The following is a 14210-nucleotide window of genomic DNA, read 5'->3' as shown; positions in this document are numbered from 1 at the left end:
ATGAGGGGTCACGCGCGGGTGAAGACGAGCGCCACGTTGTGGCCGCCGAAGCCGAACGAGTTGTTCATCGCGGCATTGATCTCGAGCGGGCGCGCCTTGTGGGCGGCCACGTCGAGGTCGAGCCGGTCGTCCGGGTCATCCAGGTTGATCGTCGGCGGGACGACGCCGTCGCGGATCGCCAGGATGGTGGCGATCGACTCGAGCGCGCCCGCGGCACCGAGCAGGTGACCGGACATCGACTTGGTGGAGGTGAGCACCGGGTGGTCGCCGAGCGCGGCCCGGATTCCCCGGATCTCGCCCATGTCGCCGACCGGGGTCGAGGTGGCATGGGCGTTGACGTGCGCGATGTCGGCGCCGGTCAACCCGGCGTCGCGGATCGCCTTGGTCATCGCGCGGATGCCGCCGCGGCACTCCGGGTCCGGCTGGACGATGTCGAAACCGTCCGAGGTGATGCCGGCGCCGGCGAGGCGGGCGTACACGCGCGCGCCGCGCGCGGCGGCGTGGTCGGCGCGCTCGAGGACGAGCGCACCGGCGCCCTCACCCAGGACGAAGCCGTCGCGGCCCTTGTCCCAGGGGCGCGAGGCCCGTTCCGGGTCGTCGTTGCGCGTCGACATGGCGCGCATCGAGGCGAAGCCGGCGATGGGCAGCGGGTGGATGACCGCCTCGGTGCCTCCGGCGACCACCACGTCGGCGCGGCCGGAGCGGATGAGGTCGAGACCCAGCGACACCGCTTCCGCGCCGGTGGCGCAGGCGCTGGCCATGGAATGCACGCCGGCCTGCGCGCCGAGGTCGATGCCGACCCAGGCGGCGGGACCGTTGGGCATGAGCATCGGCACCGTGTGCGGGCTGACCCGGCGGGGCCCGGAGGCCTCCAGGATGTCGTCCTGGTTGAGCAGTGTGGTCGCGCCGCCGATGCCGCTGCCGAAGCTGACGGCGAGCCGCTCGGGGTCGAGGCCGGAGTCGGCCAGGCCGGAGTCGGCCCAGGCCTGGTGCGCGGCGATCAGGGCGATCGCCTCGGAGCGGTCGAGCTTGCGCAGGCGCACCCGCTCCAGCACCTCGGAGGGGTCGACGGCGAGGGCGGCGGCGATGCGTACGGGCAGTTGCCCGGCCCACTCCTGGGTGAGGGCACCCACCCCGGAGCGGCCGTTGAGCATGGCGTCCCAGGTGGACGCGACGTCCCCGCCGAGCGGGGTCGTCGCGCCGAGCCCGGTGACGACGACGTCAGTGGAGCTCATGTCAGTGGTTCGCCTCGATGAAGGAGACGGCGTCGCCGACGGTCTTGAGGTTCTGCACCTCGTTGTCGGGGATCTTGACGCCGAACTTCTCCTCGGCGGCCACCACGACCTCGACCATGGAGAGCGAGTCCACGTCCAGGTCGTCGGTGAAGGACTTCTCCTCGGCGACGTCGTCCGGGTTCACCCCGGCGACCTCCTCCAGGATCTCGGCGAGGCCGGAGGTGATCTCAGCGCGGGTAGCCATTGTTCGGTGGTTCCTCTCGATGGTGGGTGAGAACTCGACGGACGTGGAGCCGCTGCTCAGGGGCAGCGGACGACCTGCCCGGCGTACGTGAGGCCGCCGCCGAAGCCGAACAGCAGCACCGGGGCGCCCGAGGGCACCTCGCGGCGCTCGATCAGCTTGGACAGGGCCAGCGGCATGCTCGCCGCGGAGGTGTTGCCCGACTCGACGAGGTCCTTGGCGACGACCACGTCCGGGCCCAGGCCCAGCCGCTTGACGATGCCGTCGATGATGCGGGTGTTGGCCTGGTGCGGCACGAACGCCGCCAGCTCCTCGGGCCTGACCCCGGCCCGCTCGCAGGTCTGCAGGGCGAAGGGGGCGAGCGCGGTGGTGGCCCACCGGAAGACGCTCTGGCCCTCCTGTTGGATGTACGGCCGCCAGCCCTCGATGCGCAGCACGTCGCCCTTCTCCGGGGCGGAACCCCAGAGCACCGGGCCGACGCCGGCCTCCTCGCCGTCGGCGACGCCGGTGACCACCGCGGCGCCGGCACCGTCACCGTCACCGAAGAGTACGGCGGTGCTGCGGTCGCTCCAGTCGATCAGGTCGGAGAGCTTCTCGGCGCCGATCACGATGGCGTTGCGGGTGGCGCCGGCGCGGATCGCGTGGTCGGCGGCGGCCAGCCCGTACGAGAACCCGGAGCAGGCGGTGTTGAGGTCGAACGCGGCCGGCGCGGCGATCCCGAGCCGGGCGGCGACCCGGGTGGCGACGTTCGGGCAGCGGTCGACCGAGGAGCACGTGGCGACGACGACCATGTCGATGTCGGCGGCGGTCAGCCCCGAGTTCGCGAGCGCCTTCTCCGCGGCGAAGGTGGCCATGTCGGCGACCGACTCCGAATCCGCGATCCGGCGCTCGGCGATGCCGACCCGGTCGCGGATCCACTCGTCGTTGGTGTCGACGATCGTGGCCAGGTCGTCGTTGGTGACGACACGCGAGGGCTGGTAGTGGCCCATCGCGACAATGCGGGAACCCGCTGTCATGGTGCTCCTCCTTCGGCCGCGATTGGCGGGGTCACTCCTGGTGCCCGCCGATGCGGGCGACCGGCTGGCCGGGAGCCACCGGGTCGTCGTGGTGCGCGAGCCACTCGGTCAGCACGCCGGCGGCGTGGGCGCTCACCTCGACGGGGCCCTGCCGGGTCACCACCTTGCCGATCACCTGGCCGCTGCGGACGGCCGTGCCCTCGTCGAGGCCCTCGGCCGGCTCGAACGTGCCGGCGCTGCTGGCCACGACCACGCGGAACACCGGCGTCGGCTCGAGGCTGGGCACCACGCCGTGCCGGGCGATGAGGTCGCGGGCGGCGCTCAGATCGTCCGGGGTGTTGAGGGTGACGATCTCCGGCGCCTGCTCGCCCTTGAGCTCCCGCTTGACCAGGCCGGCCAGGGTGCCGGCCGGTGGCAGCTCGATGATCCCGGTGACCCCGAGGTCGCGCAGGGTCCGCATCACCAGGTCCCAGCGCACCGGCGCGGTCACCTGGCGGACCAGGCGCTGCACCATCTCGCGGCCGTGGATGACGGCGGAGCCGTCCAGGTTCGACAGCAGGATGCGGGCGGGGTCGGCCACGGTGACGCCGCCGGCGACGGCGGCCAGCGCCTGCTCGGCGGGGGCCATGTACGGAGTGTGGAACGCGCCGGCGACGGCCAGCGCCCGCACCCGGGCGCCCTCCGGAGGCTCGGCGGCGAACTTGGCGAGCGCGTCGACGGCGCCCGCGGCGACGATCTGGCCGGCGCCGTTGCGGTTGGCGGGGTAGAGGCCGTGCTGCTCGATCGCGGCTACCACGGTCTCGGCGTCGCCGCCGAGCACGGCGCTCATGCCGGTCGGCTCGAGCGCGCAGGCGGCGGCCATCTCACGGCCGCGGACACCGGCGAGGGTGATCGCCGCCTCGGCGGGCAGCACCCCGGCGAGCGCGGCGGCGCCGAGCTCGCCGACGCTGTGGCCGGCGACCAGGCCGACGTCGTACATCGGAAGGTGTTCGGCTGCGAGCAGGGCGGCGGCGACGAGCAGCGGCTGGGTGCGCGCGGTGTCCTTGATCTCGTCGGCGTCGGCCTGGGTGCCGAGGTGGATCAGGTCGAGGCCGGCGAGGGCGGACCACCACTTGAGGCGGGCCTCGGCGCCGGGGAGTTCGAGCCACGGTGAGAGGAAGCCGGGCTTCTGGGAGCCCTGGCCGGGCGAGAGTACGGCGAGCACGACCTCGACTCTTCCGGATGCGGGTGGGTTCCGCGGTTGCCGCGGGAGACCAAACCCTACGACTCGCGTTGTGGGGATCCTACAAACCACCCCCTGATTCGTCCCTTTGGTGGGGTTTTTCCCGGGCTGTCGCCACGGGCCGTACCGTCGATCGTTGAGGTGATTTAGCTCGCAGGGTCGAGCCTGCCGATGGTCAGCGCCATCCGCAGCGCGAAGGCGTCTCGGCCGTCCAATGGGGACAATCCGGTTACTTCGGCGACCCGCTTGAGCCGGTATCGCACAGTGTTCGGATGCACGAACAGTTCCCGTGCCGCGCTCTCCAGGACGCCGCCCGCGGCGAAGAACGCGTCGAGGGTCTCGAGCAGGCCGCCGCCGGCGCGCGCCAGGGCCCCGTACGCGTCGTGCCGCAAAGCCCGGCGCGCCTCGGAGTCGCCGGCCAGGGCGCGCTCGGGAAGCAGGGCGTCCGCGGACACCGGGGTGGGCGCGCCGGGCCACGCGGGCGCGGCCCGGAAACCCGCGAGCGCCGCGCGAGCCGATTCCGTGGCATGGTCCAGCGACGGTACGGCGGGCCCGACGACGACCGGCCCCTCCCCGAAGGCGGCGGCGAGCTGCCCCGCGATGGCCATCGGATCCGCGGCGCCGCCCATCACCACCACCAGCCGGTCGCCGTGCACGCCGCCGATGACCTCGACCCGGGCGCGCCGGGCGGCCCGGTAGACGGTGTGCAGCACGGCGGTGTGGTCGCCGCCGGGGGACCGCCCGACCACGACCGCGACCGGCGGGGCGTCGGCCCAGCCCAGCGCCGCCGCCCGGCTGGCGAGCACGTCGGAGGAGTCGCCGCGCAGCAGGGCGTCGACGAGCAGGGCCTGCAATCGGGCATCCCAGGCGCCGCGCGACTCGGCGTGGCGGGCGTACACCCGGGCGGCGGAGAACGCGATCTCCCGCGAGAACTTGAGGATGGCCTCGGCGAGGGCGTCCTCCTCGCCGGCGGCGGCCAGGTGGGCGACCTGGGCCTCGGCGACGTCGATGGTGACCTTGATGAGCTGGACGGTCTGGGTCAGCGTGATCGAGCGGGCCAGCGCGCGCGGCGCCGCGGCGAAGACCTCGTCGGAGATCTCCTGGGTGCCGGCCGCCGTGCCGCCCGAGCGCAGCCACTCGACCAGCGACCGCACGCCGGCCTGGGCGACGAGCATGATCGAGGAGCGCTGGTCGGCCGGGAGCGCCCGGAACCACGGCAGCGTCTCGTCCATCCGGGCCACGCTCGCCGAGGCGAGCGCGCCGGCACTGCGTTCGACGCGGCGCAGGGTCGCGGCCAGGGGCGGGCGCTTCGCCGTACCACCGGTTCTGTCGCGCTCTGCCACCCGCCCAGCATGGCAGGGGCCCGACGGGCCGGGGGTGTCGCGGACCACATTGCCGCACCTTTTGAGAACTTTGTCCGTAATAGCGGTGCGCCTTGCCCCCAGTTCCGGTCGGTGACCTGGCATGGTGTCGTCCTAACACCGCGGACCGGCGGCCCGCAGAGGGTCAACCCGGGCTTCGCGGTGCCGATCAGACCGGGGTACCGGCGACCGGCGGAAGGAGGCGGCAGTGACGGACCACGAGGGCGGACGCCCCGACACGGAGCACGACTCGGAGGAGAGGCAGTCCTCCGCGCCTGACGCTGCTGTGCTTGCCGTGGCGCCGGGCGGCGAGGAGTCGTCGGACGACGTCCCGCACCGGGTCGGCTGCCGGTCGGAGCTGCGCGGCTGGGCGGGAGCCCATCTGCACGGCGCCGTGCGGCCCCGGCGTCGCGCGGCGGGCCGTGGCCGCCCGCCCGGCCGCTGGTGCTGAGCCCCCACCCGACGTCGCGATCGGTCCCCCGGGTGCTCACCCGGGGGAGTGACTGACGGCCGTGCTCCGGCGCGTCCGGCGGCCCGGCCCGTCCGCTGCCGACACGGTGTGCGGGTGGACGACAAGAGACGGCTGATCCTCGACCAGGCCCTGGCCCTCGTCGACGAGCGTGGGCTGGCCGCCATGTCCATGCGAGCCGTGGCCGAACGGGTCGGGCTCACCTCGATGGCGCTCTATCCGTACGTGGGTGGCAAGGACGCGCTGCTCGACGGCCTGGTCGACTTGCTGCATCTGGAACTCGGCTCGGCCTACGGCGACGACCCGGCGGACATCGACTGGCGGCAGCGCCTGCGGGCGCTCGGCCGGGCGGTCCGCGCGCTGTCCCGGCGGCATCCCGCCGCCTATCCGCTGTTGCTCAACCGCCCGTCGCCCGGGGGATCGTGGCTGACCGCGGCCCTGCGCGGCACGCTGCACGACGCCGGGGTGCCCGCCGCCGAGGTGCCGCGGCTGACCCGGATGATCTGTGCCTTCCTGCTCGGCTACACGACCGGCGAGGTGACCGGAGGCCTCCCGCCCGGCCGTCCGCCGCAGCCGGAACCAGACCCGTCCCCCTCCCCGCCCTCCCTGTCCGAGCCGCCCTCCCGCTCTGGGCCGGCCTCCCTCTCTGAGCCGGCCTCCCTCTCTGAGCCGGCCTCCCTGCCCGAGCCGCTGTCCCTGTCCGAGCCGTCATCTTCGATCGAGCTCGGGCCGACGGCCGATGCCGAGTTCGATGCCGATCTCGACGACCTGATCCGCCTCGTGGAGGTCACCGTCCGGGTCGAGTGACCGCCGTTCCGCGCCGCGCCCCCGCCCTCGTGCCCTATAAAGGTGCAAAAGGTACGGAGGGCGCGATGATCGACGACTACGTGGCACAGCGATACGTCCACCTGCGCCGCGCCGCGTTCCTGATGTGCGGCGACTGGGAGCGGGCCGGTGACCTCGCCCGCGCCACGCTCGCCCGGGCGCTGACCGATCCGGACGTCGGTGACCTGGACCTGTGGGCGTACGGGGACCTGATGGCGGCGTTCAAGCCCTCCCACGGCCGCCGCGAGCACGTCTTCGTCGCCCCGCCCGAGGCCGCCGACCGGGGCGCATCCGACGTGGACGCCGCCCTGGGCGACGTTTACACCGTGCTGGTGCTCGACGCGTTGCGCCGCCTGTCCCCGAAGTGCCGCGCGGTGCTGGTGCTGCACCACTTCTGCCACCTCGCGGTCGCCGAGACCGCGGACGTCCTGAGCCTGGACGGCAACAAGGTCACCGAGTACGAGGCGGAAGGACTGGCGGCCTTCGACGCCCTGCTCCGGGCGACCCAGCCGGCGGTGGCGTGATGAGTGCCGCCATGACCGCCGTGCTGGAGCGGGCGTGCGCGAGCGAGCCGCCCCTCGGCGACGCGGTCGAGGACATCTTCCGGCGTGCGGACCGGCTGCGCCGCCGCCGCGCGCGCTCGGTGATCATGGCGGGCCTGGTCGCCGTGGTGATCGTCGTGCTGCTCGGGTACGCGCTCACCACCGTCCTGCTGCCCGGCCCGAAACCCCGCTCGGCCGCCGCGGTCCCGGTCGCCCAGCCCCGCCCGTCCGCGGAGCTCGACCCGGTGTTGAAGGTGCTGGCGCCGCCCATCGACGCGAAGGAGTACCAGATCCTGCCGCATCCGCCGGCGTCGGGTTCCGGCTGGCGGCAGTACGCGGTGACGGACGCCGAGGGGCGGTCCCGCGGCCTGATCGAGGTGGCCGTCTTCGACGCCCCGGCCGGGATCTGCCTGCCGGTGCTCGCCGACGAGACCGCCTGCGCGCGTCCCGACCGGACCCGGGCGGGCATCGAGTACGCCCGGTACGGCGACACCGCCGACGAGGACTGGCAGGTGCGCCAGGTGATCGCCCGCCGGGCGGTGGACGGCCGCACCGTGGCGGTCCAGGCCACGGGCGAGCGCGGAACCGGCGACGGCGAGCTCGGCGAGCCGCCGTTGACGACCCGCGAGCTGGCCGACGCGGCGACCGATCCGCGCCTGCCGGACGCCTTCGGCCTGGGGGAGCGCTGTAACCCGCCCGCACCGGCCTGCCCGATCTTCAAGATCCCGGTCCGCACGTCGGGCTGACCGGCCCGGCGGCCGGGCCGCTACACCCGGCGGCGGATCAGGTAGGCGACGCCGCCCAGCCCCGCCAGGACCACCAGCAGCACGGCCACGTTGATGAGGAACGGCCGCCGCATCTGGTGGAACACGTCGTTGCCGACGGCCACCGGGTCGATCTCCGACGAGTCGACCTCCTCGCCGATGCCGCCGCCGATGCCGCCGCTGACCACGTCCGGCTTCTCCTCGAGCGGGACGCCGCTCACGCGCAGCGACTCGGACATGGTGAGCCGGCCGTAGAACCAGCCGGCGCTCTTGCGGCCGGTCGGCTGCCGCTCCGGCCGGAACGCCCGCGGGCCGCCGGAGGCGAGCGGGTAGAGGTCGTAGAGCTGGGTGGCCTTGTCCTTGGCCAGGACGGTGACGGTGTATTTCGGACCGAGCTTGTCCGCCTTGGGCCTGGTCGTCGTCGGCTCCGCGCCGGAGAGCCAGTTGACCTCGCTGAGGACGCGCTGGAACAGCTCCGGGCGCTCGGCCTGCTGGATGACGATCTTGCTGTTGTCCGTGCCGGAGATCTCGAGGGTGGTGGGCTTCGCCGCCGCCTTCGGGGCCGCGGCCGGAGACTCCTCCCTCAGCAGAGGTGGCGTGGCGTGTGCGGCCGGTGCCATCCCGGCACCCAGGACCGCCGCCGCGACCAGTATGCCGGTCGCCGAGACCAGCCTTCCCCACATTCCTCGAGCCACCGTCAGGCCTCCCCCGCCAACGTGATGGACACTGCTCCGCCGCGCGCTTCCTCCAGCCTCCCCGCGGAGCCGTCCGGGCGCATCCCGAGGCCGTGGCCTTTGGAGCTATCCGGAATCGGTGGCGGGAAGGTGGGGCAAGCGCTGATCAGCGCGCGAATAGTACCCAGCGACCGCAACCCATGGATCATCACGTCACCCGTGCTGCTGACAGTCATACCGGTACGACGTTCAGCGATGGCGGGACCTGGCCGGATACGGTAATGCGCGCGCCGGGAACCCCGGCGCGCGCATGTCGGCGCGGTGCGGCAGCGCACGCTTCGGCGTCAGCGCCGAAAAGCGAGGCGGCTCAGCCCAGCTTCGCGCGGGCGGCCGCGAGGCGGGCGAGGCTGCGCTCCCGCCCCAGGACCTCGAGGGACTCGAAGAGCGGCAGTCCGATCGTCCGGCCGGTGGTCGCGACCCGTACCGGTGCCTGGGTCTTGCCCAGCTTGAGCCCGCGCTCCTCGCCGACCCGCTCGAGCGCGGCCTTCAGCGGCTCGGCCGTCCACTCGTCGAGGGCGCCGAAGGCGGCCGCCGCGGCGTCGAGGATGTCGCCGGCACCCTCCTTCATCGCCTTGTTCCAGGACTGCTCGTCGGAGACGGGCTCGTCGAGGAAGAGGAAGTCGACGTAGTCGACGATCTCGCTGAGCACCGCGATGCGGGTCTGCGCCAGCGGCGCCACGGCGGCGAACACCTGAGTGTCGAAGGCGGCCGGATCCCACGGCGGCGCGGGGATCGTGGCGGTGCCGGAGAGCCACGGCGCGCACACCGCCGCGAACTCCTCCGAGGACAGGGCGCGGATGTACTCGCCGTTGAACGCCCGCAGCTTCTTCACGTCGAAGAAGGCGGGGGAGTGGTTGACCTCCTCCAGCCGGAACTCCTGCAGGACGGTCTCCCAGGGCACGATCTCCCGGTCGCCGCTGGGCGCCCAGCCGAGCAGCATCAGATAGTTGCGCATGGCGGCGGCGAGGTAGCCCTCGTCCCGGTACGACTCCAGCGCGACCTTGTCGCGGCGCTTGGACAGCTTCTGCCGCTTCTCGTTGACGATGACCGGCACGTGCGCCCACACCGGCGGCTTCACGCCCAGCGCCTCCCAGAGCAACTGCTGCTTGGGGGTGTTGGGCAGGTGCTCCTCGGCCCGAATGACGTGGGTGATGCCCATGGTCATGTCGTCGACCACGTTGGCGAGCAGGAAGACCGCCGAGCCGTCGCTGCGGGCGATGACGAAGTCCTCGATGAGCTTGTTCTCGAAGGTCGGCTCGCCGCGGACCAGGTCGACGACGACGGTCGCGCCCTCGTCGGGCGTACGGAAGCGCAGGGCCCGACCCTCGCCCGGGCCGAGCGCGCGGTCGCGGCAGAAACCGTCGTAGCCGGTGTGGGTGTTGCCGGAGCGCTGCACGACGTCGTCGCGGCTGCAGTCGCAGTAGTACGCGCGACCCTCGCCGTAGAGCCGGGTGGCGGCGGCGGTGTGCTCGCCCGCGTACGACGACTGGAAGTGCGGGCCCTCGTACGTGCCGCGCTCGATGCCGATCCAGTCGAGCGCGGAGATGATGCCCTCGGTCCATTCCGGACGGTTGCGGGCCGCATCGGTGTCCTCGATGCGCAGGACGAAGGCGCCGCCGCTCTGCTGGGCGACGATCCAGTTCTGCAGCGCCGAGCGGGCGCCGCCGACGTGGAACATTCCGGTCGGAGAGGGGGCGAAGCGTACTCGTACAGTCACGGGACAAGCGTACGGCGCCGATTGTCCGGCCGTCCGGCCGGGCACCGGGCGGATCCGTGCCACCTCGACCGCGTCCCCTTCGGGAGGATCGCTTGACCGGCCGTGATGAACTCGGTAATTTACCCCTCAGTTAATTAACGAAATCGTAAAGTAAGAGGGAGCTGAGGACATGGGCAAGCTGGTGGCGGTCTCCTACGTGACCCTCGACGGCGTCTTCGAGGAGCCGGCCTGGAGCGGCCCCTACTTCAACGACGAGCTGGGCAACTGGCAGGACGCCAACCTCGCCGAGGCCGACGCGCTCCTGCTCGGCCGCAAGACCTACGAGGGCTTCAAGGCGGCATGGCCGCAGATGGAGGCCAGCACCGGCGACTTCGGCAAGAAGATGAACTCCATGCCCAAGCACGTCGCCACCACCACGCTCACCGAGCCCGAGTGGAACGCGACCTTCCTACGGGGCGAGGTCGCCGACGCGGTGGCCAAGCTGAAGACCGAGCCCGGCAACCTGCTGCTCAACGGCAGCGCCGACCTGCTCAACTATCTGACCCGGCACAACCTCGTCGACGAGTACCGGATCATGATCTACCCGGTGGTGGTCGGCGAGGGCCGCCGGCTCTGGCACGAGGGCACCAAGGTGGCGCTGCGGCACACCGGCACCTGGACCACCACGACCGGCGTCGAGGTCGTCACCTACGTTCCGGCCTGATCAACACGTAGAACGGGGGTAGCCGGAACTCCGGCCACCCCCGTTCCGCTCTTCCTAGCTGTCTCCGCCGGTCTCGCCGACCGGTGCGGCGTTGACGTCGTCGATCGCGTACTTCTTGGCGGCCTCGGCCGGCACGTGCGACGGCACCTTGCCGCGCAGCGCGAGCTGGCGCAGCGTCGCCACCGTCACCGACTCCGCGTCCACGTGGAAGTGGCGGCGCAGCGCGTGCCGGGTGTCGCTCATGCCGAAGCCGTCCGTGCCCAGCGACGTGTAGTCGTTCGGCACCCAGCGGCTGATCAGGTCCGGCACGGCCCGCATCCAGTCGCTGACCGCGATCGCCGGGCCCTCCGTACCCTCCAGCTTGGTCTGGATGTACGGCTTGCGCGGCTGGTCGCCCGGGTGGAGCAGGTTGTGCTCCTCCGCCGCGACCGCGTCGCGGCGCAGCTCGGTCCACGAGGTCACCGACCACACGTCCGCGGCCACGCCCCAGTCCTGGGCGAGCAACTGCTGGGCCTTGAGCGCCCACTGCATGCCCGTGCCCGACGCGAGCAGTTGCGCCCTGGGGCCGCTGGTCTCCGGCGCCGGAGCGTACCGGTAGATGCCCTTGAGGAGACCGTCCACGTCGACCCCGGCGGGCTCGGCCGGCTGCAGGATCGGCTCGTTGTAGATCGTCAGGTAGTAGAAGATGTTCTCCTGCTTCTCGCCGTACATGCGGTGCAGGCCATTCTCGATGATGTGCGCGATCTCGAACGCGAACGCCGGGTCGTACGCGACCACCGCCGGGTTGGTCGCCGCGATCAGCAGCGAGTGGCCGTCCTCGTGCTGCAGGCCCTCGCCGTTGAGCGTGGTCCGCCCGGCGGTCGCGCCGAGCAGGAAGCCGCGGGTCATCTGGTCCGCCGCCGCCCACAGCTCGTCCGCGGTGCGCTGGAAGCCGAACATCGAGTAGAAGATGTACAGCGGGATCATCGGCTCGCCGTGCGTCGCGTACGACGTACCTGCGGCGATGAAACTGGCGGTGGAGCCGGCCTCGTTGATGCCCTCGTGCAGGATCTGCCCGTTGGTGGCTTCCTTGTAGGACAGGAACAGCTCCCGGTCGACCGAGGTGTAGGTCTGGCCGTGCGGCGAGTAGATCTTCCGCGTCGGGAAGAGCGAATCCATGCCGAACGTCCGCGCCTCGTCCGGGATGATCGGCACCCAGCGGGCCCCGAAGTCCTTGTCCTTCATGATGTCCTTGAGCAGGCGGACGAACGCCATCGTGGTGGCGACCTTCTGCTTGCCCGAGCCCCGCTTGACGCCGCCGAACGTGTCCGACGGCGGGATCGTCAGCGGGATCGTCGTGGTGCGCCGCGAGGGCAGGAAGCCGCCCAGCTCCCGGCGCCGCTCGCGGAGGTACTCCATCTCGTCCGAACCCTCGCCGGGGTGGAAGTACGGCGGAAGGTACGGGTTCTCCTCGAGCTGCTTGTCGCTGATCTCCAGGTAGAGCCGGTCCCGGAAGCCCTTGAGGTCGTCCAGGGTCAGCTTCTTCATCTGGTGCGTGGCGTTGCGCGCCTCGAAGTGCGAGCCCAGCGTCCAGCCCTTGATCGTCTTGGCGAGGATCACCGTCGGCTGGCCGGTGTGCTCCATGGCCGCTTTGTAGGCCGCGTAGAGCTTGCGGTAATCGTGCCCACCGCGCTTGAGGTTCCACACCTCGTCGTCGTTCATGTGCTCGACCATCTTGCGGGTGCGCGGGTCGCGCCCGAAGAAGTGTTCCCGCACGTACGCGCCGGACTCGCCCTTGTAGGTCTGGTAGTCGCCGTCCGGCGTGACGTTCATCAGGTTGACCAGGGCGCCGTCGGTGTCGGCCGCGAGCAGCGGGTCCCACTCCCGGCCCCAGATGACCTTGATGACGTTCCAGCCGGCGCCGCGGAAGAACGCCTCGAGCTCCTGGATGACCTTGCCGTTGCCGCGCACCGGGCCGTCGAGCCGCTGCAGGTTGCAGTTGATCACAAAGGTCAGATTGTCGAGCTCCTCGCGGGCGGCCAGGCCGATCGCGCCGAGCGACTCGACCTCGTCCATCTCGCCGTCGCCGAGGAACGCCCAGACATGCTGCTGGCTGGTGTCCTTGACCCCGCGGTTGTGCAGGTAGCGGTTGAAGCGGGCCTGGTAGATCGCGTTCAGCGGGCCCAGGCCCATGCTGACCGTCGGGAACTCCCAGAAGTTCGGCATCAGCCGAGGGTGCGGGTAGGAGGGCAGGCCGCCGCCCGGGTGGCTCAGCTCCTGCCGGAAGCCGTCGAGCTGGTCGGTGCTCAGGCGGCCCTCGAGGTACGCCCGCGCGTACATGCCGGGGGAGGCGTGGCCCTGGAAGAAGATGTGGTCGCCGCCGCCCGGGTGATCCTTGCCGCGGAAGAAGTGGTTCATGCCGACCTCGTAGAGGCTGGCGCTCGACGCGTACGTCGAGATGTGGCCGCCGACGCCGATCTCGGGCCGCTGCGCCCGGTGCACCAGCATGGCCGCGTTCCACCGGATGTACGCCCGGATGCGCCGCTCCACGAACTCGTCACCGGGGAACCACGGCTCCCGCTCCGGCGGGATGGTGTTGATGTAGTCGGTGGAGGTCAGCGGCGGCACCCCGACCTGTCGCTCCCGGGCCCGCTCGAGCAGGCGCAACATCACGTAACGGGCTCGCTTGGCATCGCGCGAGTCGATGACCTGGTCGAGCGACTCGACCCACTCGTTCGTCTCGTCGGGGTCGATGTCCGGAAGCTGGCTCGGCAGGCCGTCACTGATCACCGGGCGCTTGCGTTCCGTGGCCACAGGCATTCCTCTTGTCGGGAGTCGGACCGTGCGCCCATCGTGTGAACCGCACGTGAATGGTTCCATCCTGCCCCCTTGCGGCGGCTTGCGTCACGCCTACGGCCCGGCTACGCGACGCTCGACACAGGTACTGACCAGTAACTTCGGCTCATCCCCGCAGGAAGCTGAACCGCACCTGACGCTCGGGGTTGTCGCCGTTCGGATCGACGAGGCAGATGGACTGCCAGGTGCCCAGCGCGATGCGGCCGTCGATCACCGGCAGCGTCGCGTACGGCGGAATCCAGGCGGGCAGGACATGGTCGCGGCCGTGCCCGCGCGAGCCGTGCCGGTGCCGCCACTTGTCCTCGGCGGGCAACAGGTCGTCGATCGCGGTGAGCAGGTCGTCGTCGGAACCCGCGCCGGTCTCGATGACCGCCAGCCCGGCGGTGGCATGCGGGACGAACACGTGCAGCAGGCCGTCACCCCGGCCCTCGGCGAACCGCTCGGCCTCCCGCGTGATGTCACACACGACCGGGCGGCCGCCGGTCCGGACGGTGATCACCATGGTGTCCATGACCGGGAGTCTTACATGTAGAGGTCCATGGCCAG

General features: G+C 71.8%; 14 protein-coding genes. 5 read left to right on the top strand and 9 right to left on the bottom strand.

Translation table 11 applies throughout. The features are described 5' to 3' along the window. Positions 1-8 precede the first annotated feature (8 nt). The 5 genes from fabF to EDD30_RS10955 all read right to left on the bottom strand — a co-directional run bounded on the left by fabF (position 9) and on the right by EDD30_RS10955 (position 5180). Entirely contained in the window at positions 9-1235 is a 1227-nt protein-coding gene (gene fabF, locus EDD30_RS10975; RefSeq protein WP_071803559.1) for a beta-ketoacyl-ACP synthase II, read from the bottom strand. 1 nt (position 1236) lies between these two features. After that, a complete protein-coding gene (locus tag EDD30_RS10970) occupies positions 1237-1479 on the bottom strand; it encodes an acyl carrier protein (RefSeq protein ID WP_023359558.1) in 243 nt (80 codons plus the stop codon). 56 nt (positions 1480-1535) lie between these two features. After that, positions 1536-2492 carry a beta-ketoacyl-ACP synthase III gene (locus EDD30_RS10965; RefSeq protein ID WP_123678220.1) on the bottom strand — a complete coding sequence of 319 codons (957 nt, stop codon included), beginning with the start codon at positions 2490-2492 and terminating at the stop codon, positions 1536-1538. Positions 2493-2523: 31 nt separating this feature from the next. After that, on the bottom strand, positions 2524-3696 hold the full coding sequence (locus EDD30_RS10960) for an acyltransferase domain-containing protein (RefSeq protein ID WP_071803557.1): 1173 nt from the start codon (positions 3694-3696) through the stop codon (positions 2524-2526). Positions 3697-3860: 164 nt separating this feature from the next. Then, a complete protein-coding gene (locus EDD30_RS10955) occupies positions 3861-5180 on the bottom strand; it encodes a PucR family transcriptional regulator (RefSeq protein ID WP_394328215.1) in 1320 nt (439 codons plus the stop codon). 103 nt (positions 5181-5283) lie between these two features. On the opposite strand from EDD30_RS10955, the gene EDD30_RS10950 reads away from it, so the two are divergent. From EDD30_RS10950 to EDD30_RS10935, 4 genes are all read left to right on the top strand, one after another. Beyond that, on the top strand, positions 5284-5526 hold the full coding sequence (locus EDD30_RS10950; RefSeq protein WP_071803556.1) for a hypothetical protein: 243 nt from the start codon (positions 5284-5286) through the stop codon (positions 5524-5526). Between the two features lie 114 nt (positions 5527-5640). Further along, positions 5641-6351 (top strand): TetR/AcrR family transcriptional regulator, encoded by a 711-nt coding sequence (locus EDD30_RS40530; protein WP_244945197.1) that lies wholly within the window; start codon positions 5641-5643, stop codon positions 6349-6351. Positions 6352-6416: 65 nt separating this feature from the next. Continuing rightward, positions 6417-6893 (top strand): SigE family RNA polymerase sigma factor, encoded by a 477-nt coding sequence (locus EDD30_RS10940; RefSeq protein WP_071803555.1) that lies wholly within the window; start codon positions 6417-6419, stop codon positions 6891-6893. An 11-nt stretch (positions 6894-6904) separates the two neighbouring features. Further along, complete coding sequence (locus EDD30_RS10935) at positions 6905-7657, top strand: hypothetical protein (RefSeq protein ID WP_123678219.1); 753 nt, start codon at positions 6905-6907, stop codon at positions 7655-7657. 20 nt (positions 7658-7677) lie between these two features. Here the strand turns inward: EDD30_RS10935 and EDD30_RS10930 are convergent, their stop codons facing one another. Both EDD30_RS10930 and gltX read right to left on the bottom strand, forming a co-directional pair. After that, complete coding sequence (locus EDD30_RS10930) at positions 7678-8370, bottom strand: hypothetical protein (protein WP_071806656.1); 693 nt, start codon at positions 8368-8370, stop codon at positions 7678-7680. A gap of 346 nt (positions 8371-8716) precedes the next feature. Continuing rightward, on the bottom strand, positions 8717-10126 hold the full coding sequence (gene gltX / locus EDD30_RS10920) for a glutamate--tRNA ligase (RefSeq protein WP_071806654.1): 1410 nt from the start codon (positions 10124-10126) through the stop codon (positions 8717-8719). A gap of 169 nt (positions 10127-10295) precedes the next feature. Between gltX and EDD30_RS10915 the strand changes: the two genes are divergently transcribed. Further along, positions 10296-10829 carry a dihydrofolate reductase family protein gene (locus EDD30_RS10915; protein ID WP_071806653.1) on the top strand — a complete coding sequence of 178 codons (534 nt, stop codon included), beginning with the start codon at positions 10296-10298 and terminating at the stop codon, positions 10827-10829. 54 nt (positions 10830-10883) lie between these two features. Here the strand turns inward: EDD30_RS10915 and aceE are convergent, their stop codons facing one another. Then, a complete protein-coding gene (gene aceE / locus EDD30_RS10910) occupies positions 10884-13622 on the bottom strand; it encodes a pyruvate dehydrogenase (acetyl-transferring), homodimeric type (RefSeq protein WP_071806652.1) in 2739 nt (912 codons plus the stop codon). Positions 13623-13770: 148 nt separating this feature from the next. After that, positions 13771-14175 (bottom strand): YjbQ family protein, encoded by a 405-nt coding sequence (locus tag EDD30_RS10905; RefSeq protein ID WP_071806651.1) that lies wholly within the window; start codon positions 14173-14175, stop codon positions 13771-13773. Positions 14176-14210: the final 35 nt, after the last annotated feature.

This window comes from Couchioplanes caeruleus, from assembly GCF_003751945.1.
GTDB lineage: Bacteria > Actinomycetota > Actinomycetes > Mycobacteriales > Micromonosporaceae > Actinoplanes > Actinoplanes caeruleus.
This window is presented reverse-complemented; position numbering and strand designations above follow the sequence as displayed.